General features: G+C 57.9%; 18 protein-coding genes and 1 pseudogene. 15 read left to right on the top strand and 4 right to left on the bottom strand.

Annotated elements, in window-relative coordinates:
• Positions 1-345: 345 nt before the first annotated feature.
• The 8 genes and pseudogenes from M3436_12170 to M3436_12135 all read left to right on the top strand — a co-directional run bounded on the left by M3436_12170 (position 346) and on the right by M3436_12135 (position 8,726).
• Positions 346-621, top strand: coding sequence for a toxin (locus M3436_12170; GenBank protein ID MDQ3564857.1), 276 nt, complete (start codon positions 346-348; stop codon positions 619-621).
• 1 nt (position 622) lies between these two features.
• Positions 623-946: a hypothetical protein gene (locus M3436_12165; GenBank protein MDQ3564856.1), complete on the top strand. Its 324-nt coding sequence runs from the start codon at positions 623-625 to the stop codon at positions 944-946.
• A gap of 239 nt (positions 947-1,185) precedes the next feature.
• Complete coding sequence (gene glnE / locus M3436_12160) at positions 1,186-4,074, top strand: bifunctional [glutamate--ammonia ligase]-adenylyl-L-tyrosine phosphorylase/[glutamate--ammonia-ligase] adenylyltransferase (GenBank protein ID MDQ3564855.1); 2,889 nt, start codon at positions 1,186-1,188, stop codon at positions 4,072-4,074.
• A gap of 18 nt (positions 4,075-4,092) precedes the next feature.
• Complete coding sequence (locus tag M3436_12155) at positions 4,093-5,022, top strand: branched-chain amino acid transaminase (protein ID MDQ3564854.1); 930 nt, start codon at positions 4,093-4,095, stop codon at positions 5,020-5,022.
• 9 nt (positions 5,023-5,031) lie between these two features.
• Positions 5,032-5,241 carry a zinc-finger domain-containing protein gene (locus M3436_12150; GenBank protein MDQ3564853.1) on the top strand — a complete coding sequence of 70 codons (210 nt, stop codon included), beginning with the start codon at positions 5,032-5,034 and terminating at the stop codon, positions 5,239-5,241.
• Positions 5,242-5,262: 21 nt separating this feature from the next.
• Complete coding sequence (locus tag M3436_12145) at positions 5,263-6,219, top strand: mitochondrial fission ELM1 family protein (GenBank protein MDQ3564852.1); 957 nt, start codon at positions 5,263-5,265, stop codon at positions 6,217-6,219.
• A 15-nt stretch (positions 6,220-6,234) separates the two neighbouring features.
• A complete protein-coding gene (locus tag M3436_12140) occupies positions 6,235-7,335 on the top strand; it encodes a glycosyltransferase family 4 protein (GenBank protein ID MDQ3564851.1) in 1,101 nt (366 codons plus the stop codon).
• Between the two features lie 455 nt (positions 7,336-7,790).
• Positions 7,791-8,726: pseudogene (locus M3436_12135) on the top strand (IS110 family transposase).
• A gap of 335 nt (positions 8,727-9,061) precedes the next feature.
• On the opposite strand, the gene M3436_12130 reads toward M3436_12135, so the two are convergent.
• Positions 9,062-9,739 carry an FkbM family methyltransferase gene (locus M3436_12130; protein MDQ3564850.1) on the bottom strand — a complete coding sequence of 226 codons (678 nt, stop codon included), beginning with the start codon at positions 9,737-9,739 and terminating at the stop codon, positions 9,062-9,064.
• 245 nt (positions 9,740-9,984) lie between these two features.
• On the opposite strand from M3436_12130, the gene M3436_12125 reads away from it, so the two are divergent.
• Positions 9,985-10,161 (top strand): hypothetical protein, encoded by a 177-nt coding sequence (locus M3436_12125; protein ID MDQ3564849.1) that lies wholly within the window; start codon positions 9,985-9,987, stop codon positions 10,159-10,161.
• Positions 10,162-10,500: 339 nt separating this feature from the next.
• Here the strand turns inward: M3436_12125 and M3436_12120 are convergent, their stop codons facing one another.
• Both M3436_12120 and M3436_12115 read right to left on the bottom strand, forming a co-directional pair.
• Entirely contained in the window at positions 10,501-11,883 is a 1,383-nt protein-coding gene (locus tag M3436_12120; protein ID MDQ3564848.1) for a hypothetical protein, read from the bottom strand.
• An 84-nt stretch (positions 11,884-11,967) separates the two neighbouring features.
• Positions 11,968-13,362: a hypothetical protein gene (locus M3436_12115; protein MDQ3564847.1), complete on the bottom strand. Its 1,395-nt coding sequence runs from the start codon at positions 13,360-13,362 to the stop codon at positions 11,968-11,970.
• Positions 13,363-13,793: 431 nt separating this feature from the next.
• Here M3436_12115 and M3436_12110 point away from each other — a divergent pair, with 431 nt between their 5' ends.
• The gene (locus M3436_12110) at positions 13,794-14,162 is read left to right on the top strand and encodes a hypothetical protein (GenBank protein ID MDQ3564846.1); all 369 of its coding nucleotides are present in this window, start codon (positions 13,794-13,796) and stop codon (positions 14,160-14,162) included.
• On the top strand, positions 14,159-14,452 hold the full coding sequence (locus M3436_12105; GenBank protein MDQ3564845.1) for a hypothetical protein: 294 nt from the start codon (positions 14,159-14,161) through the stop codon (positions 14,450-14,452). Before M3436_12110 ends, M3436_12105 begins: the two co-directional genes overlap by 4 nt.
• Before the next feature lie 188 nt (positions 14,453-14,640).
• Here M3436_12105 and M3436_12100 read toward each other — a convergent pair whose 3' ends face one another.
• Complete coding sequence (locus M3436_12100) at positions 14,641-14,832, bottom strand: hypothetical protein (protein MDQ3564844.1); 192 nt, start codon at positions 14,830-14,832, stop codon at positions 14,641-14,643.
• Positions 14,833-14,890: 58 nt separating this feature from the next.
• Between M3436_12100 and M3436_12095 the strand changes: the two genes are divergently transcribed.
• From M3436_12095 to M3436_12080, 4 genes are all read left to right on the top strand, one after another.
• A complete protein-coding gene (locus tag M3436_12095; GenBank protein MDQ3564843.1) occupies positions 14,891-15,139 on the top strand; it encodes a DUF559 domain-containing protein in 249 nt (82 codons plus the stop codon).
• A 37-nt stretch (positions 15,140-15,176) separates the two neighbouring features.
• Positions 15,177-16,202, top strand: coding sequence for a glycosyltransferase family 9 protein (locus M3436_12090; GenBank protein ID MDQ3564842.1), 1,026 nt, complete (start codon positions 15,177-15,179; stop codon positions 16,200-16,202).
• Between the two features lie 89 nt (positions 16,203-16,291).
• The gene (locus M3436_12085; protein MDQ3564841.1) at positions 16,292-17,389 is read left to right on the top strand and encodes an O-antigen ligase family protein; all 1,098 of its coding nucleotides are present in this window, start codon (positions 16,292-16,294) and stop codon (positions 17,387-17,389) included.
• Positions 17,386-18,372, top strand: coding sequence for a glycosyltransferase family 9 protein (locus M3436_12080; GenBank protein MDQ3564840.1), 987 nt, complete (start codon positions 17,386-17,388; stop codon positions 18,370-18,372). Before M3436_12085 ends, M3436_12080 begins: the two co-directional genes overlap by 4 nt.
• Positions 18,373-18,463 lie beyond the last annotated feature (91 nt).

Here is an 18,463-nt window from a genome sequence, read left to right as displayed (position 1 = left end):
GGTCCGGCTCGCAATACTGCCAGAGCGCGAAACCGAGCGACAAATCAAAATGACCCATGGCGCTGAGCGTGACGGTCTCGCGGTCCGCCGATAACATGATGGTAAAGGCTGCCATCGGACCGCCAGGCTGTTACCCCACTTCGATACCTGCATGGCTGCTGAACCCGCTGTAGATATACACTTGGTATCAAGTATATCTAACCGACTTCGGGCACACAACCGCGCGCGGCGGCTTGTGACGGGCGGAACGGTCGTTGCACCAGGAGAACGTCACGGCGCCCGCGGTTGACGCCGAATGCGTTCGACGATTTGATGCCATAAGGCACACAGGCGTATCCTGGGTACATGAAGCTTGTGAATTGGAGCACCGAGAAAAGCATCCGCCTCAAAGCGGAACGCGACGTGTCCTTTGCGGAAGTGCTATCGGCCATGTCACATGGCGGTGTTCTCGATGTTCTTGACCATCCGAACACACAGTACCCGAACCAGCGCATGTTCGTGGTTCGTATTCGCGGCTATGCTTATTTAGTACCGTTTGTTGAAACTAGAAGTGAGGTTTTCTTGAAAACGATCATTCCGAGCCGCAAGGCCACCCGCAAATATCTGGCAGAGGACAGGTGAAATGGACAAAGAAAGAAAACTTGAAGAGGAAATTCTGGCTTCCTTTGAGAGGGGTGAGTGGCAGTCCGCGCCCAACCTCAAAAAGGAAATCGCCCGCTATGCTTCTTATGCCGAGGCATCGCTTGCCAAAGACAAGCGGGTCAACATTCGCATTTCTTCCCGCGACCTCGAGGATATTCAAGCGAGAGCAGCCGAGGAAGGTATCCCTTACCAAACGTTGATGGCTAGTGTGCTCCACAAATTCGTGACGGGGCGCCTTATCGAGCCACCACCCGGTCCAACTCCTCGCTCCGCACGGACGCGCCACAAAACGGCGCGCCGGTAAACTCTGCGTTAGGGGCTTGGAATCGTGGTATTCAGAACTGAGGATCAGCCTGATCCTCGTGATTGCTTCCCTGCCGAGGAGCTGGTCGCGTTCATGGTCTCCGCCCGTAGCAGTCTTGATAACGCTAAGTAAGTCGGCGGCGTGGAACGAACTTGGCGGTTGCAACTACTTCGTGAACCGGACCGCTGGACGACGCGGGGTTAATAGTAGCCGCAAAGCGCAAACGGTAAACTTGGCCAATGACCGCGCCTGCTCACGCTGCGCCCGCGTTGACTCCGGAATTGGCTTCGGAGGCGAAGCGGTATTGGGACCAATTTGCTGAGGCAATCCCACGGCCACTGACAGGCACCGTGGTTGAGGAGGCGCACCGGAATAACATCATGCGCGTGTGCGCGTGCAGTCCGTTCGTCGCCCACTATTTCGCCAAGGATCCAAGACGCCTCACGCAGCTTCTTGAGAGCGGCGATCTCGACCGCGGTTTCGGCGAACAAGAATATCCCGAACGGATCAAGCGTGCTGTCGCCGGCGCGCCGGACCAGGCGGTCCTCATGCGCGCTCTTCGCCAGGCGCGCTACCGCGAATTCGTGCGCATCACCTGGCGCGATATCACCGCCGCCGCCGATCTCGATGAAACGATGGGAGATCTCTCGCGCTTTGCCGATGCCGCGCTCGACGGCGCCCTGGACTGGCTTTACCGAGGCCAAGTGGAGACCTTTGGCGTCCCGCGGGATACCGATGGGACGGCCCAGTCCCTGGTAGTGATCGCGATGGGCAAGCTCGGCGCTCATGAGCTAAATTTTTCCTCGGACGTCGATCTCATCTTTGCTTATGCGCGCGCTGGGGAGTCGCATGGCGGAGCACGCTCGATATCCAACCAGGAATTTTTCAGCCGCCTGGGCCAAGCCTTGATCAAGGTGTTGTCGGAAGTTACCGAGGATGGATTCCTGTTCCGTGCGGACATGCGCCTGCGGCCGTTCGGCGACAGCGGGCCGCTGGTGTTGAACTTTGACGCCATGGAGGCATATTACGTGACTCATGCGCGCGATTGGGAGCGCTACGCCATGATCAAAGCCCGCATCGCCGCGGGGGATAAGCCGGCCGGGGAGAGTCTGCTGGAGCGGCTGAAACCGTTTGTCTATCGCCGCTATCTCGATTTCGGCGCGATCGAGGCCTTACGCGACATGAAACGATTAATCGATAGCGAGGTGGAGCGCAAGGGGCTTGCGGACAATATTAAACTCGGGCGCGGCGGGATCCGCGAGATCGAGTTCATCGGGCAGACCTTTCAATTAATCCGCGGCGGAAACCGGCCGGCGCTGCGCGACCGCCGCATTCTGGCCGTTCTCGAATCCCTAGGGAACCTGAACTATCTGCCCGCGCCCGCCGTCGCCGAGTTGATCGAAGCTTACCGCTTTTTGCGCAAGACGGAACATCGCTTGCAGCAGGTCGAGGACCAGCAGACTCATGTCTTGCCGAGAGGGGAGATAACCCGGCAGCGCGTAGCCTTGGGAATGGGGTTTAGCGATTGGCCGAGCTTTCATGCGGCGCTCGCACGGCGCCGGAAGCGCGTTCAAACCCATTTCAATGCGCTCTTGGTTGGGCCGCACGATCCCCCTGCCAACGGTCCGCCGCTCATGCTAGCGCCGCGGCCATGGCAGGGGATGGCCGACACCGCATCTCTATTACGCTGGTTGGAAGGCGCGGGGTTCAGCGATCCGCCCTCTATCCTCGCAAGCATCGAGAAGTTGAGTAAAAGCGGGGGCGTGAGGCGGCTCGGCAACACCGATCAAGGGCGGCTGGACCGGGTCCTGCCGAAGCTGCTTGAGGCCATAGCGCGGGTGGCCGAGCAGCCGACGGTAACTGAACGGCTATTGACCATCGTCGAAGCAATCGCGCAGCGCAGCGTCTACCTGGTTCTGCTCGACGAGCATCCCGGCGCGCTCGAGCAACTGGTGCGCCTGTGCGCGGCCAGCCCCTGGATCGCGAATCGTATCGCCCGCCAACCGCTACTGCTCGATGAGCTCATCGATCCGCGCACACTCTATGCGCCGCCGCGGGTGAACGATTTAAAGCGGGATCTTGCCGGGCAGTTAGCGCATTTCGCGCGCGGGGACCTCGAGCAAACCATGGAGGTTCTGCGGCGTTTCAAGCATGCGCAGGTCCTGCGCGTCGCGGCGGCCGACGTGGCCGGAGTGCTGCCCGTGCGCAAGGTCAGCGATCATCTAACCGGCATCGCCGAAACCGTGTTGCAGGCGGCCTTGGAAATCGCGCGGGACACCGTGGCGCAACGCTATGGTGAGCCGATGTGTGGGGACGGCCCGGCGCGGCGCATGGCCGGTTTTGCGATCATCGCCTACGGTAAGCTCGGCGGCATCGAGCTCGGTTACGGGTCGGACCTGGATCTGGTCTTCTTACACGATAGCTGCGGCGATGAGCAGCAGACCGGCGGGGCGGTGCATCACCAAGAATTCTTCACCCGCCTGGGGCAGAGGATCATTCACATGGTGACCACGGCCACGGCTGCCGGAAAGGCATATGAGGTCGATACCCGGCTGCGGCCGAGCGGATCGGCCGGATTATTGGTCAGCAGCCTCGATGCGTATCGGGAGTACGAACAAGCGCATGCGTGGACGTGGGAGCATCAAGCGCTCATGCGGGCGCGCGCAATCGCGGGCGATCCGAATACCGTACGCGAGTTTGTACACCTACGGCGCGCCATCCTCGGCCGGCCTCGCGATGAGGACCGGCTCCGGCACGATGTGCGGGAGATGCGCGAGCGGATGCGCCGGGAACTGTCCCGTGATGCGCCCGGGGTCTTCGATATCAAGCACGGGCGGGGTGGTGTCACCGACATAGAATTTATGGTGCAATACGCAGTCTTACGCTGGTCCGCTCAGCACGCGGAGCTTCTGGATTTCACCGACAATCGCCATTTGCTGGAACGCTTATCGTGCCTGCGGCTGTTATCGGACGAGGACTGCCGGGCGTTACAAGAGGCTTATTTCGCTTACCGCGCCAAGCTTCACGCCTTGGCGTTGCAGGAGCGGCCGGCCTTGGCCGACAATGCGGAATTCAGCGCCCAGCGTGCCAGGGTCGGTGAGGCATGGCGGCGGGTGGTCGGGGCATGACGATGCGGGGAGAAGACGATAATGACAATGGCTGATCGCGACGGCCTCATCTGGATGGACGGGGAGATGCTGCCTTGGCGCGAGGCCAAGGTGCACGTGCTCACCCACACCCTGCATTACGGCATGGGTGTATTTGAAGGCATACGCGCCTATAAGACCGGACGGGGGACAGCCATCTACCGCCTGCGCGAGCACATCGAACGCTTGTTTCGTTCGGCGCACATCCTCGGGATGCCGATGCCCTACGAGCGATCGGCCTTGACCCAGGTGTGCCGGGAAGTCGTGCGCGCCAACCATTTGGAGAGCGCCTACCTCCGGCCCTTGTGTTTTTACGGCTCGGAGGGGATGGGCTTGCGCGCGGATAATCTGAAAACTCATATTATGGTGGCGGCCTGGCATTGGGGGCCTTACCTCGGCGCCACGGGTCAGGAGCAAGGGATCCGCATCAAGACCTCGTCCTTTACCCGCCATCACGTCAATATCACGATGTGTAAGGCCAAGGCCAACGGTAATTACATGAATTCCATGCTGGCGCTGCAAGAAGCCTTGCAGGGCGGCTACGATGAGGCCTTGTTGTTGGATGTCGAGGGCTACGTGACGGAAGGCAGCGGTGAGAATATCTTCATCGTGCGTGACGGCATCCTGTACACGCCCGATTTGACTTCCGCGTTGGAGGGAATCACGCGCGCCAGCATCATCACACTCGCCGGAGAGCTTGGGATCCGCGTGCAGGAGAAGCGCATCACGCGCGATGAGGTCTATATCGCGGACGAAGCCTTTTTTACCGGCACCGCCGCCGAGGTTACGCCGGTCCGGGAGCTTGACGGGCGGCGCATCGGCGCCGGGCAACGCGGGCCCATTACGGCGCGCTTGCAAACCCTGTTTTTCGATCAGGTGCATGGCCGCCGGACGGAACATCCCGAGTGGCTCACACCCGTCGCTGATTAAGGTATCACGATGAATGACGTTCGCATTAGTCCGGAGCGGCAGAATACGCCGAACGACCGGCGCTTGGTTGAGATCACCCCGGGCGATCTGCCCTTGCACTGCCCCCTGCCGAGCATGAGTCTGTGGGATTCCCATCCCCGGGTGTATTTGCCGATCGAGGCCAGCGGCAAGGTCAAGTGTCCCTATTGCGGCACCGACTTCGTGCTCGTCGAGCCCTAGGCGTCCGCGGCCCCTCGCGGGATGGCAAGCGCCGGTGAAGGTCGAGTGGTGGTTTGGCGTATTTGCGACGGGAAAACCGGGCACGAGCGTCAAACCCACGGCTTGGTGCGGGCGCTCGGCCGATTAATACCCGTGGAGCCTCATGAGCTTGAGGCGTGTTCTATTCTCAGCACAATCGGCGATTTGTTCTTCAGGCGCTTCCCATGGGTGCAGACTTTGCCCGATCCGCATCTCATCGTCGGCGCGGGGCATGCGACCCACCTCTCCTTGCTTGCCGCCCGCCGCGCCCGCGGCGGGCGCGTGGTGGTGTTGATGCGCCCGAGCCTGCCGCTCGCCTGGTTTGACCTCTGCATCATTCCGGAACACGACGGGGTCTTCGAAAGTCCCAACGTGATCTCCACCCAAGGCGTGCTCAATGAGATTCAAAACTCCGAAAAGCCGCGGCGGGACCAGGGTTTATTCTTGATCGGCGGGACTTCAGCTCATTACCACTGGGACGAGGAGGCCGTATTGATGCAGGTGCAAGCGGTCGTGGCTGCCTGTCCAAGTCTACGGTGGCAACTGACCGACTCGCGCCGTACCCCGGCTACGACTTCGCGGGCGCTCACTCGTCTCGGCGCGCGCCAGGTTTGTGTCGTGCCGCATGCGGACACGGATCGAGGATGGCTCACCGAGGCCTTGGCCGCGGCCCAAGCCGTATGGGTTACCGAAGACAGCGTCTCGATGGTCTATGAGGCTTTGAGCTCCGGCGCCGCGGTCGGATTGCTGCGCCTCCCGCGGCGAGGTTCGAATCGCATCACCGCCGGAATCGACGCCTTGTTGCGCGCGGGTTTGATTACCGCCTATGAAGCCTGGGCGCGCGGCGCGCCGTTGTGCGCACCCACCCCTCCGCTGGCCGAGGCCGCGCGTTGCGCGCAAATGATCGTCGAGCGTTGGGGGCTCGGCTTCCCTCCCCGCCCGGTGATCGGCGCGCCGTGAGGATCGGGTGAAGCCGTGCCGCTGACGGTAGTCCAGGTGCTTCCCGCCTTGGAGGGCGGCGGCGTGGAACAGGGTACGATCGAGGTGGCGCGAGAGCTCGTGCGCCGCGGTCATCGCGCCATCGTCATCGCCGCCAGAGGACGCATGGCGCCTCAGCTTGAGGAGGCGGGCGCGGAATACCTGGACTGGGATATCGGCCTCAAATCGCCTCTAGCGCTTCGTCATGTGCTGCCCCTGCGGCGTCTCTTGCGCAGCCGCCAGGTGGATATCCTCCATGTCCGCTCGCGCTTACCGGCCTGGATCGCCTACGCTGCGTGGCGGAGTCTCCGGCCGTCCTCGCGACCCCGCTTTGTGACGACCGTCCATGGTTTATACTCCGTCAATCGCTATAGCTCGATCATGACCCGCGGGGAGTCGATCATCGCCATCTCGGCCACGGTACGGGATTGTCTGCTGAAAAATTACCCAGGTATTGATCCCGTCCGCGTCCAGGTAATCTACCGCGGGGTGGATCCCGGGGTGTACTCCCACGCCTACGAGCCGCCCGCGGACTGGCGGGTGATTTGGGAACGCGAGATGCCGATGCTGAGCGGCCGGATGGTGCTGACGCTCCCGGCAAGAATTTCGCGCCGCAAAGGCCACGAGGATTTCATTGAGCTTCTTGCCGACCTCAAAGATCGCGGGGTGCCGGCGCACGGTCTCATCGCCGGAGGCGCCCAACGCGCCTATCTTCTCGATGAGCTCCGCTCGCAGGTGGCCAGGCGCAAGCTTGAGGGGCATATTACGTTTCTGGGGCAGCGCGCCGATCTGCGTGAGATCATGGCCGTATCGAATCTGGTGTTTTGTCTGTCCAAAGCCCCGGAGGCCTTCGGCCGGACCACGCTCGAGGCGCTGAGCCTCGGTGTCCCGGTGATCGCTTACGATCACGGCGGCGTGCGCGAGATCCTCGCGCGCATGTTTCCCGAGGGCGCCGTCCCAGCGGGCGACCTGGGGGCGCTGCTTGAGAAGACCGTGGATTTTGTCCGCTCTCCGCGACAAGTGCCTCCGAGCACGCCTTTTACGCTCCGTATGATGCTCGACCAGACCATGGCCCTGTATGAAAACCCGGCCGGTTGAACTGTTTTTAGCGTTTCATCGGTGGGCGACGGAACGCGCAACAACTGAGCATGCGCAGTTTCTCTTGTGATGCAGGGGTCCACATTGAGCTGGGAGCCGTACCAGGCCCCGCGCATCGCCAATATGCTCGACGACACGTCGGGTCGACGTTACGGTGTTTGGCCTCACAGTCGATCCGTCGAAATCGTCGGACCAAGCGTAGGGCGCGTGCCCGTGCCATTCATTGGCGGTATGATTCCGCCATGCCTGATTACCGTCGCGCCCATGTGCCGGGTGGCACCTATTTCTTCACCGTGGGAAGCAACATCGAACCATTCAACGGCGCTGATTTCGGCGAATGAGTGGACGCGGACACGCGCCCTAATGGAATGGACTCCACCCTCTCCTAAACGGCATCGTGATGTGCCAAAGTGGGGATTCGAATAAACCACTTAAACGAAGAGGGGGAGTCAGAGATGAATATTACGACGATTGGGTTGGATATCGCAAAGAACGTGTTTCAGGTGCATGGTGTGGATGGGCATGGCAAGGTCGTGCTACGCAAGAAGCTGTCGCGGGGTAAGGTGTTGGAGTTTTTCGTCAATCTTCCGGCGTGCCTGATCGGCCTGGAGGCCTGTCCGGGAGCGCACTACTGGGCCAGGGAGTTGATCAAGCTCGGCCATACCGTGAAACTCATGCCCGCCCAGTATGTGAAAGCCTACCTCAAAGGCAACAAGAATGACGGCAATGATGCCGAGGCCATTTGCGAGGCCGTCAGCCGGCCGGGGATGCGCTTTGTGGCGATCAACACCGAGGCCCAGCAGGATATCCAGATGTTACACCGGATCCGGAGTCGCCTGGTGGCCGATCGTACCGCGCTCATCAACCAGATCCGGGGCTTTTGGGTGAATACGGAATCGTCTTTGGGCAGGGGCCAGACCAGGTGCGCCGGGGCGTGGCGGTGTTATTAAAGCGGGAGGATCCGCGCTTGTCGAGAATGGCACGCGAGCTCCTCGAGAACCTGCGGGCGCAGCTCAGGGATCTCGACCAGCGGAGCGACCAATACGATGTGCGCGTCCGAGAGGCTCGTAGAGTGGATGGAGGCAGCGTGAAGCTCGCCGCGCTTCCTGGCATTGGCCCGCTCACGGCCACGGCACTGGTGGCCGCCGTCAATGATGGCAAGCAGTTCCAAAACCGCCGGCAGATGGCGGCCAACTTAGGGCTTACGCCACGCGAGCACTCGAGCGGCGGGTAAGACCGACCGGCTCTCGTGCTGGGCAGTGGCGATTCAAGCCAGACGCGGCGCCAATGTCGCCGCCGTGGCACTGGCCAACAAACTCGCGCGCATCGCCTGGGCGGTGCTGGCCCGCGATCGGATATACCGGGCGGATTGGGCGGAGCAATCGGTTTGACGCCGGCCGGGAAGCTTTTGAGTCGCGGCGTATTAGATTAACAACACACCACAGATTGTGAAGGTGAAGAAATACCTGATGGCACAACAGGTCAGACCGGCGTTGCATCCTCGGCGCGCCAGGCATGCCCATCCCTGGGCATGGCTTTCTGCGATTCCGCCGAGCGTAGTGGCCCTTCGAGGCCGTCGCCCTATAAGGAACCAGAACGCGCACATTCCATCATGGCCAGAGCTATACCGTCTCACGAACAGGCCGGATATATACCATGCAGTCTTCCTTACAAGCCATCATCGATCCTCACCTTGCAAAGCGGGTGGAGTCCATATATACGCTCGCTACCCGACCGAAGGGCCCTCTTTTGGGATAAAGATGAAATTCTTCACGTAGCGCTCAGACTTGCCTGATTCTCGGCGCGGCCCGATTTGATATTGCTCCCACGAAAAATGCGATATGTGCTTAACCACACCATCGCCAAGGAAAAAGCCGTCGTAGTTTAGATCACGCAGCAATCTAAATACGTCGTCTGCCGCCGCACCTACATGCGCATATTCGTTTTCCAGGAACAGATTCGGACGGTCGCGCTGCAAAGTAGCGATTGCACCCTTGAGAACGATGTTCTCGTGCCCCTCGACATCGATCTTGATGAACCCGATGTCTTTGAGATCGAGATCGTCGATGCGACTTCCCGGCACCTTGACGATCGCGAAATGGCCTTCTCGTTTTCGGTCTAGGGACGCACCGTTATTCGTCCACCCCTTCCGTCCTCTCGGCACAACCAATTCGACGTCGGAGGTCCGGTCGGTAAGTGCCATGTGGTATAGGGTAACATTCCTATCCACGACGCGTTTAAGCACATTAAACGGCAGCGGATTTGGCTTGAATGCATGGACATGGGGAGAATAGCGGGCAAGGAAATGCGTGAAAAGACCAAGATTCGCGCCAACGTCTAGGCTGATGCGTTTGGGATCTACGGCAAATCTTAGCAGCCCCATTTCAGGGTCAATCCACTTCATGTACTTGTACGAGCGGAAACGGTAGTAACCCCGAAACGGAATCCAATTGAACTTAAGGTCAAGGACGAATTGGTTGATGTGGTCTCGCAGCGTAATTTGTGGTAGGGGCATGGAAAATATGATCGAGAATCAAACTGTCAGCATTTAGTGACTCCTCCGCAGAATCCGTGGAGAATAGAGAATAGAGAATAAGAATTTTAAAAGCCCTTTTTCCTCGGGAGCGAAGATACGACTGAACCTATCAGGTGTCAAACACGCGCAATCTCGGTCCGGAATCGAGAATTATCGGGCTATTCGGCGGCTCGAAACGCCAGGTTTCGGGGCGGTTTGCGTCTTGGCCGCAGGCCCGTAACCTATTCGATGTGATCGCCGTCCTGCAGAAGCGCGAAGGGGTCCATGTGCAGGTCCGTCTGTCCCGGTAGGTGATAGGCTAGACGATAGGCGGGGCGGGGCGGGGCGTGCGCACTCCGAGTAGCTCCTGATAATTGAGCCTGGCCCCGTAACCTCTTGCCAGGTTCGCTATGGGCTGCGGACGATATTCATGGTTCTGAACACGTCGAGAACTCCAAGGTCTTCATCGGAATTGCAGGTAGCACTACAAGCGGTGCGTCGGCCACATGAGTCTCAGCAACTTATGCGATCGAACTCAAGCGCAACATCGCCACGACCTCCTTAACCCGGCTGTCTTCAAGGAATAAATGGCTCCAATGATCGAAAGCAGGCACTGCACCCGCGCAACCCCTCAATTGCGTCCACTTGTTTTATGCTTTAACGGGTGGCAAAGGCGGCGTGAGCTTAGATATCCAGAAGATAATCTGTAGCCCTTGTACTTCCAGCGTGTTCTGGTTTAGCGTTCCGTTCCTTATATCAAAAAAACCGAACGAAACTGCTTTCTCAAGGTTGCTTCTATCTTCCTGCGACCAATTCGCCGTAATTCTAAGATCGCGTATGGCGATAAACGAAAGCGGCAATAATGGAAACATGCCGGGATTGTTATCGGCGGTTCCCGTCGAATATTCATGGGCAGCGGTATTGAACATATACCAGTTCCGGTTAACCAGTAACGCAAGGTTAAACCAATCCCGGTCGATATTTACGCGGCAGAATTTAAAGGAAATGTTGAAGCCCTCTGTTGCTGGAGATACGGGTTTGGTGGGGAGTGTCTGATTGATTAAATCTTTAACAAGGATCCTTTGGGTTAGGCTGAGATTTTTGGACGTTGAAGCATCGAGGTTTTGCTGATTCAACTGGATATTTTGAAGATTGGCTTTGAAAGTCGTGTCACCAAAAATATTGACCGGGCTACTTTTCTTAGTAAAAACGGCTGCATTGCGGGCAGCGCTAAGGTCATTGGAAAACGTCGCAGCGCGGGCAGAACTGGTACCGGCAAGTTTGGGCGTAGCACCGATAGTAGTTCCACTGGCAAGGGCGATATGGGCATCCATTGGTCTTGGGTTGATACCGATGGCTGCCGCAGGTCCCATCCGTTGTTTTACCAACAGATCTTTGGTGCCTATTGTCTGCTGAATATCTTTTTTTAAGGCGCTTTCATTTACCACGTCGGGTCTTAATTTCAAAATACCTTTATTAGCCAGAGTTAAGCCACCGGACTTGGTAAAAAGAGAGATGGGAGTATTAGCTGGTTTGATGTCAGCTGATTTTATTTGAATAGCTGACCAGTGCTGCGAAGCTGCTTCATCGTACCAATTGCTGGGCGTCGCCGTGCAGGGATAATAAAAAACATTGGGATCGCTTTTGGATCCACGCCGGGCTTGCAGCAGTTCGTATTGCGCATCGCTGAACAACCGGTTTAAGGGATTGGTAGCCAGCGTATCCGGTGTAGCGCCTACGGGTATGGCGCTGGATATCAAAATAGCATATAGGTCATCTACTTCAAATCCCGAATTCTCAAACTGCCCTTTGTTCAGAGTGGGAACGATATTGGCCACTTGCGACACAGTTTCTTTCGCGATTTCCGCGTCATACGGGCCATTGGGCGCGTCTGGGGCTTTAAAGTCTGCCGGACTGAGCGAGTAACCCGGCCAGGCCATCTGCATGAAAAGAGATGGTGAAGCGTTGTCCATATTCATCAGTTTGGCCAATGTATCGTAAACGGTACCTATAAAGTCTGTAGCAGTTGTCATGGATGTCTCCATTTGTTTAATTAAAACAGTATCAGCAGTTCTATTTCCGCGGAATTAGATCTGCTGATACCGAAACGCGGTTGGTTACTGCGGAGGAGTGAATCGAACCACTTGACCAATGGTTCCGATCATCTGTACACCTGGAACCGTGATCTCTCCCCCTGTCATTGCGGATGTGAAGGTTTGGTTGGAGCTCGAGTGGGCATAAGTGCCGCCAATAGCAAAAGGACCAATGGCAAAACCACCTCTTCCGTTGGTTTTTGACGTTATCAAATCCCAGTCGGCTTGGGACCATGTCGCCGAAATAATGACATCCTTTACCACAACAAAAGAGGTAGGCAATATAGGCATAGCCGCTTCATCCTGCCCGGATTTAGTCCCGTTGGATATCTGGCCTTTGCTATAGAGATTGCCAAGATTCCAAGTGTTTGTCGCCAGTAGATTAAAAGTCATCCAAGGCCGGCGTATGGTGACCAATGTATATCTAAACCTGATACGCAGGTCTTTCGTCTCCGAGCTTGCGTGCTGACTTTGTTTACTATGACCTGCTGATCCGCCAATGGTGAAAATGCCCAGGCTAAAACCGGCAGATCCGCCATACGATTTGTAGTCAGATGTATTGCTTGTAGCCACATTACTGGACGCGGAATCATAAGTCGTCCATCCAGTTGTCGAGTTTGAGCTGTGCCAGTCGGACGGCAATAATGAACTACGCATGATAGGAGTAGACATACCCGTCCCGGGATCGTTGAGCGTTACACCATAACCTTCATACAGTTTCTTTGCCTGGTCCCATGCCTTTTGCAGTGCATTTTGCGAGGAGGTATTAATGATGGCCTGCGCTTGTTCGATTTTATCTGCGCCGCCAGAACGCCATTTGTCGTACGCCGTTTTCACCGGCAACTGCAGGGTAGAAGCAATGAGTGGCCAGGTGTTTTTTCCGGTAGTAGTTTTCTGTGCTTCCAGATAAGCGCCAATGTAACCAACCCTTGCATTGTTATAGGCGGCCTGGTTGTCTATGAAATCCCGATACAACTGGGTTTCCACTTTCTTGGGAGTGACTTGTCCCGTATCGGGGTCGGTAGTGTTAACAGTACGGTAAAGAACGGCGTCTGCGTCGCTTAACTGTTTTTCAATGGCGGGATTGGGCTCCTGCCTGGGGATGCTGACTCCGTCCAGTATCTGTTTATATACCTGGGTTATCAAATTGCCGCTATCGGTATAAATGGCCGACATTTTTGGCGCTACATCAACCAGGCTTGCGGTATTTATTGCTGCATCCTGGCTGCCGGCGTTGTTTCCCGGCGTCCAAGGGTTTCTGAAATCCTGCGAGTTGATGGCCAAGCCCGGTTTCATCAATGACAATACCGTCGTGGCTGCCTGCATGACCGGCTTGCCGCCCGGCTCGGCTTGTGTAATCGAATTGAAGATATTGTCAAAGATGCCTTGAATAAGCTTCTGCATTTCCTCTATTGTCATGATCTTGCCCTCTTAAATGTGGATAACGATCGGAATTTAGGTTGCTTTGAAAAGTTGGCTAGTTTGCGTATACGAAAAATAAACGCCCTTTTTCGATACACCTCCGGGTCAACCTTACATGCCTTAGGACCGTGTGGTACGGTCATGCTGGAGAAAACATCTACGTCCTGTTCGCCCCTACTTGAGCTTGGCGATTATCTTACTGACCTTAACGTGTTGCCTTGGCAGTTGCACGCCGGCAATTCACGCTCCAGCATGCGAGGTAAGATAGTGGCTGAATCGAAGCTCAGCTAGGAACTTTGTCACAAAAATTCTGTGAGAAATTCACATTTAGATTGCATCTCATCGTCAAGACGAGCGTCCACAGGCCCTGTTACCATGAGAATAAGACTACTACTACTAGTAGTTCGACACGTTAATTACGCAACATAATGCCGACCCAGCTTTCGATCAGAATCACGCCGGGTGAAGCGCCATTCGATCCGTTGTCGTTCGGCGTTGCGACGTTGTTGCCACGCCGCGACGTCTGTCGCCAAGGCGGCGGCATTGGCGATGCGCCTGCTGATGCACTGGCGGTCGAGAATTCCGAATCTCGGAGAATAAGAATTTTAAAAGCCCACTTCGTCACGCGTTACGTCGGCGCCGCTTACCCCGACCACGCGGAAACCGCGAGCCTGCAGAACCGCATCGCCGCGGCGGCGCCCGGCGTGATCACCATTCGCACCGAGAGCATCCTGCGGGAAGCGCGGGACTTGCTCGCGAAGGCCGGCGCCGGCCTGGCCGTGATCGCCGGCGTGTGAGCCTGCTCGCCAGCCTGCTCGTGCTGGTGAGCGCGATCGCCTCCAGCCGCGCCCGGCAGATTTACGACGCGAGCGTTCTTCATGTCGTGGGCGCTCGCATCAGCATGATCCGCCGCGGCCTGCAACTCGAGTACACTCTGCTTGCCGTGCTGACATCGCTCTTCGCCATCGCGGTCGGCAGCGCCATTGCGATCGCATTGCTGCAATACCGGCTGCAACTCGAGTCGCAGAACATCTGGTGGATGGGCGTCGGACGGCCGTCGTGGTCAGCGCGTCGAGCCTCGGGCTGAGCGCCCGCCACCTGCTCCGCCGGTTAAGGACGTCGTCCGCGCAGCTCCGCGCGGGCGGTTGATATCAATCGAACCGCGGAGAAACGCGAGAACCCGATTGAACCGCAGCCGCAGAGAGAATAAATAAACGAGAGACACGACTCGATTCACGGATCACGGATCACGGATCACGATTTACGAGTTACGATTCACAACCACGTCCACCAGGAAGGAGCGATGATGTCCTCGGAAGCGACCAAAGTACCCATGTGCCGGGTGACAGCTATTTCTTCACCGTCAACACCTATCGGGGCCAAGCGTTTCTCACCGATTTTCGGGAACATCTCATCCGCGATGCCGAGCACGCCTTTTACGCTGCGGTCGAAGCTCGACCAGACCATGGCCCTGTATGAAAACCCGGCCGGTTGATATTCTTGGCTCTTTCGCAGACCCTACGTCGTGGATTTCCTCTGCTTGGAGCCCAAAGTTGTCATTGAGGTCGATGGTGGCCAGCATGCCGAGCAGGTCTCGAACGACTTGCAGAGGACTGAATATCTCAAGGTATTGGGGTATCGCGTGATTCGATTTTGGAATCATGAAGTGCTTGGAGATCCTGAGGCGGTGTTGGAGAGTATTCGCGCTGCCTTGGTTGAGATCCCTCACTTCCGCCCTCTCCCGGGGGAGAGGGAGTTAACGGAGTACCCATAGATTCAGCCGAGGAGCCATTTCTTTTAGCGTTACATCGGTGGCCGACGAACACAAGTTTGCGACAACTGAGCATGCGGAGCGTCGCGGCACGGTCGTGATCCAACCCCTGCCCGGGATCGGGGATATGGTCTGGCATATCGCGCATATCCATAACATCGCCCGCGCCTCGAAGGAAGGTTCTGTCACGTTGCTTACGAAACGCCGATCGAGCGCGGATCGGCTGTTCGCCGCCGATCCCCATGTGAAGTCGATCCTGTGGCTGGATAGAAATCCGGGGCGGCATGACGGTCTCCGGGGAATGCTGCGCTTGGCGCGCGATTTACGCGCGGGCCGTTTTGCCGAGGTGTGGATCCTGCACGGCAGCGCGCGCTATGGCCTCGCCACTTTGCTTGCGGGCATTCCCCGGCGCATCGGTTATGGGCGGGGTTGGCAAGGGTTCTTCCTCACGCATCCGGTTCGCTTACCTAAGGCCGAGCACCACGGCCACCCCATCGCCATGGCCGATAGACTGATCGATCTGACCAGGATCCCGCGCCTAGAAACGGAACCCAGGCTTATCCTGTCCGGCCCGGCCAAAGAGAACGTCGCACGGCGATTCGCTCACCTTCCTCGGCCGTGGATCGCCTTGGGCATCGGTTCCAGCGAACCCGACAGGCAATGGGGAAAGGAGAACTTCGCGGAGCTTGGCGCGAATATTCTTCGGGATCATGGCGGCACGCTTTATTTGATCGGCGGCGAGCCGGAACGCGGTTTGGCAGACTGGATAGTCGATCGGATTTCTGGAGGCGCTCATCCGCCGCAAGTTGTCATCCAACACCCTGTCGACGAGGTCGCCGCCCTGTTGGACGCTTGCAGCGTATTCGCGGGTAACGACACGGGAGTTTGCAATATGGCGGTGGCGGTAAGAGTGCCGTCCGTGATCTTGTTTAACGGCCGCTATCCACCCCTCGATTATTCGAGCCTCATCTCAAGTCTCGTGTCATCGGCGCCCGCGCTCGGTATGCAAGGGATCGACGTCGCAGCGGTGCTGGCGCGGGTGTCTTCGGTGTTATCGGCGCGGTAAACATGTACGCTAGTATCAAAGCATCGTTTTTCCGTTGGGGGTGGCTCCTACCCTGTTTTTTGCCGTTAGCTCAAGTCCTAGGGCGCGCCGTGTTTACGCTGTGCGCGATTTTCTTCCTGCTCTGGGCTCTCATTAGCCTCGGCGGGGAGAAACCGCGAATCGACCGGTCGATAGCATACCTCTACGGGTGGTTGATCGTCGCATTCGCCCTTGGCGTGCCCGGTGGCGCGGAGCCGGCCAACGGGATCGCGGTATGGGCTAAGTTCCTAGCTTATAGCTCGGGAATTTTTATTATCTTGGCCTCGTTACAGCGCGTTCCCGACGGCATAGCGCGCTTGGGCAGTGGGTTCGCGGTGTCTGGACTGTTTGTATTGGTCACCCTCTATTTCATGCTTTTCGTGCAGATCGGACAACCGAACTTTGACCCCGTCCGCCAGTTGCTTGAGGACAACTTACCGTTTTTGACCCTGTTTATCCTCTACTATCTGCAGCATCGTGGTTGTAAGCCTTGGAACCCGCTCGTGTTACTGTGTTTGGCTGCTACCATCGGCTACGTGGTCCTAGCGCAGGGGCGAGCCGCGCTGTTGGGACTCGTGGTCGGCCTCATGTGCTACGGCGGGTTGGTTTTGAAATGGCGTGCCCGTAGTTTAGCCGGCGCCGCCATCATCATGTCGGCGCTCGCCGGTCTCTACGCGGGCGAATATTTCAAGGGTCAATGGACGCGGCATGCGATCTTAAAATCCGTGGACGACCTCACGAGCCAGCGCTCCGTCCTGTGGCGCCAAGCGATCGCGTCGCCACCGGATAATCTACTCATCGGGGTCGGTATGGGCAACGCTCACCGCAATAAGGTGATAATGCGGATGGAAATCGGCCCACTGAAAAGAGTGAAGGAGGCTAAACATCTCCACAACTTTCTCCTCGACGCATGGTACGAGACGGGGATCATCGGCCTGATGTCTCTATTGGCGTGGTTGGGCTTGATGTTGCGGCGCGGTGTCCGCGCCTGGCGATCAGCGGAGGGTTTCGCGCAGCAGCAGGCGGGGCTTTTTCTCGCCGGCTCGATGGCGATACTGACAAGCGCCCTCTTTAGCTTTTCCTACCGCTCCAAACCCTTTGCCATCTACCTCTTTATCTTTCTCGCCGCGCTCGCCTTCTTAGACCAATCCCGGCGTACGCTCCCATGAGATCCGGTTGCGACGCGGTGCTGATCGTAAAGCTCGGGGCGCTCGGCGATGTCATGATCACCACGCCCGTGATCCGCGCCATTCAAAGGGCGGAGCACGGAAGAACCATCTGGTTACTCACGACCCCAGCTTTCGCGCCTATTTTCGCCCACTGGCCGGGACTGCAAGTGAAATCCTACCCCCGCAAGGGTGTGCTCGCGGTGGCGCAGGCGCTGTGGTGGATCCGCCGCCGGCGTTTCCAGCGGGTGTATGATCTCCAAGGGAACGATCGCTCCCGCATGCTGTGTGCTCTTTCGGGGATCCCCGAGCGGGTGGGCAATGCGCACCTGATCCCTTATACCCACTACCCACCCGAAGCACCCGTACCGCATCCTCATCAAAAGCTCAATGGCTTGCTCGCCGCGGCGGGGATCACGCCCGTAGAACCCTCTCCTTGGCTCCCGGTCACCTCGGAGCAGGCGGAACGGATAGCGGCTTGGTTACGGGCCTATGGATTAACACTGCAGGGCTTCGCATTGCTGCATGCGGGCGGGAGCGCCCGCTGGCAATCCAAACGCTGGCCCTATTTCGCGGAGCTGGCAGCGGCATTGCGAGAACGGGACTGCAGCGTGGTTTGGATCGGCGCCGGGGACGATGCGGGTCTGAACCGCGAATTGGCTGCTCACGGAGGGATCGATGCGACCGATGGCTTTTCCGTCTGTGAGCTCGCCGAGCTCGGGCGGCGTGCCCGCTTCGCGATTACCAACGATTCCGGGCCGATGCACGTCCTCGCGTGTTCGGGGATCCCGGTCTACGCCTTTTTCGGACCCACGAACTGGCAACGCAGCCATGCGCTCGGCCAAGCCGGCCGCGTTCTTACTCTTAGCGTGGAGTGCAGCCCTTGCCATTTACCCATCTGTCCGCCCGGCTACGGGCATGCATGCCTGCGCGGATTGGAGGTAGGCAAAGTATTAGCGCGATTGCAATCGGACAGGTTGATCTAGCGCTAGCCCGGATTTCTCACCGATAGCCAAGAAAAAGGCCGTATCTCGTGGCATAATATGTGTTCGATCAGCATGTTATGCACAATGACGA

The sequence above is a fragment of the Pseudomonadota bacterium genome (genome assembly GCA_030859565.1).
In the GTDB taxonomy this organism is placed as follows: domain Bacteria; phylum Pseudomonadota; class Gammaproteobacteria; order JACCXJ01; family JACCXJ01; genus USCg-Taylor.
The sequence above is the reverse complement of the archived record's forward strand: the minus strand, read 5'-3'. Positions and strand labels throughout refer to the sequence as shown.

Excerpts from the sequence above, each read along its gene's own strand:
- M3436_12130 (MDQ3564850.1), bottom strand. The coding sequence starts at position 9,739 with ATGAAGTGGATTGACCCTGAAATGGGGCTGCTAAGATTTGCCGTAGAT.
- glnE (MDQ3564855.1), top strand. The coding sequence starts at position 1,186 with ATGACCGCGCCTGCTCACGCTGCGCCCGCGTTGACTCCGGAATTGGCT.
- M3436_12170 (MDQ3564857.1), top strand. The coding sequence starts at position 346 with ATGAAGCTTGTGAATTGGAGCACCGAGAAAAGCATCCGCCTCAAAGCG.
- M3436_12100 (MDQ3564844.1), bottom strand. The coding sequence starts at position 14,832 with ATGGTCTGGTCGAGCTTCGACCGCAGCGTAAAAGGCGTGCTCGGCATC.
- M3436_12165 (MDQ3564856.1), top strand. The coding sequence starts at position 623 with ATGGACAAAGAAAGAAAACTTGAAGAGGAAATTCTGGCTTCCTTTGAG.
- M3436_12080 (MDQ3564840.1), top strand. The coding sequence starts at position 17,386 with ATGAGATCCGGTTGCGACGCGGTGCTGATCGTAAAGCTCGGGGCGCTC.
- M3436_12115 (MDQ3564847.1), bottom strand. The coding sequence starts at position 13,362 with ATGACAATAGAGGAAATGCAGAAGCTTATTCAAGGCATCTTTGACAAT.
- M3436_12150 (MDQ3564853.1), top strand. The coding sequence starts at position 5,032 with ATGAATGACGTTCGCATTAGTCCGGAGCGGCAGAATACGCCGAACGAC.
- M3436_12120 (MDQ3564848.1), bottom strand. The coding sequence starts at position 11,883 with ATGACAACTGCTACAGACTTTATAGGTACCGTTTACGATACATTGGCC.
- M3436_12145 (MDQ3564852.1), top strand. The coding sequence starts at position 5,263 with ATGGCAAGCGCCGGTGAAGGTCGAGTGGTGGTTTGGCGTATTTGCGAC.
- M3436_12110 (MDQ3564846.1), top strand. The coding sequence starts at position 13,794 with ATGCCGACCCAGCTTTCGATCAGAATCACGCCGGGTGAAGCGCCATTC.